The organism is Streptomyces sp. HSW2009 (genome assembly GCF_040240285.1).
Classification (GTDB): Bacteria; Actinomycetota; Actinomycetes; order Streptomycetales; family Streptomycetaceae; genus Streptomyces.
Genome location: NZ_JBEHZD010001081.1, coordinates 1 through 907, shown reverse-complemented (window position 1 = coordinate 907; position 907 = coordinate 1). Strand labels below are relative to the sequence as shown.

General features: G+C 76.7%; 1 protein-coding gene. It reads left to right on the top strand.

Going from position 1 to position 907, the window contains the following annotated elements:
• Nucleotides 1-498 precede the first annotated feature (498 nt).
• Nucleotides 499-885 (top strand): hypothetical protein, encoded by a 387-nt coding sequence (locus tag AAHZ94_RS34650; RefSeq protein ID WP_349997640.1) that lies wholly within the window; start codon nucleotides 499-501, stop codon nucleotides 883-885.
• Nucleotides 886-907: the final 22 nt, after the last annotated feature.

The following is a 907-nucleotide window of genomic DNA, read 5'->3' as shown; positions in this document are numbered from 1 at the left end:
GCGGGGGTTGCGGTGGTTTGATATTGCTGCATGTGTTGCTCCGCTACCGCGTGGGCGCGACGCGTGTGGCCGGTCGCGGGCCGGCGGCGGGCCGGCCCCCCCCCCCCCCCGACTCGGCCGGACCCGGACCGAGGGCCGTAGACCTAGGTCCGCCGGGCGGGCGGTGGGCAGCGCCGTACGGGCGGGCGCTGGTGCCGGGTGGTACGGGGTCAGGCCGGGGGCGGTACACGTTCGGGCAGGGGTACGGGCCGGCGCGGCATGGGGGTACGGGCCGCCGCGGCGTGGCTGGCCCGCCGGCCCCGGACAGCGGCTGAAAATCGGTGGAGCCGTGCGGCCGGCCGCCGTTACCGTCCTTGCGCCCACTGTCGTCAGGTCAAGGACATGCCGTTGTACCGCAAGTGAGTCACCCCGAACGCTGATCCGTCGCGCGTCGCCCGAGTGCGCCGCGCTGCTTTCCGCTGCGGTCCTCTCACTGAAATCCGGTGTCCCTCTGTGTCCATGAACCGGGTGGCCCTGCCCACCCGCCTGCCCGTCCAGCCGCCGACCACCGGCCGACCCCGCCCCGACGGCGGCGGTGCGCACCTCGCCGCGTACGCCGCCTGCCGCGTCCCGGCGGGCCCCGCGCCCCGTCCCGTCCGGCCACCCGCGCCGCGCAGCGGGCTCGCCGTGTGGGAGCGGCTGAGCGCGCGGTGCCTGCGCCCCGAGCCGCTGGGCCGCTGGCGGGTCGCCGCCGCGCGCCCGGCCCTCACCGGGCTGGTCCTCGCCCGGTTGGCGGTGCGGTCCCCGTCGGGTCCGGCTGCGTGGCGCCGTGCGCCGGCCGACGCGCCGCGGGCCGGCCTGTGTCTTATACACATCAGACGCTGCCGCCGCTTCTCCTTGGGGTGATCTCGGTGGTCGGCGTATGAAT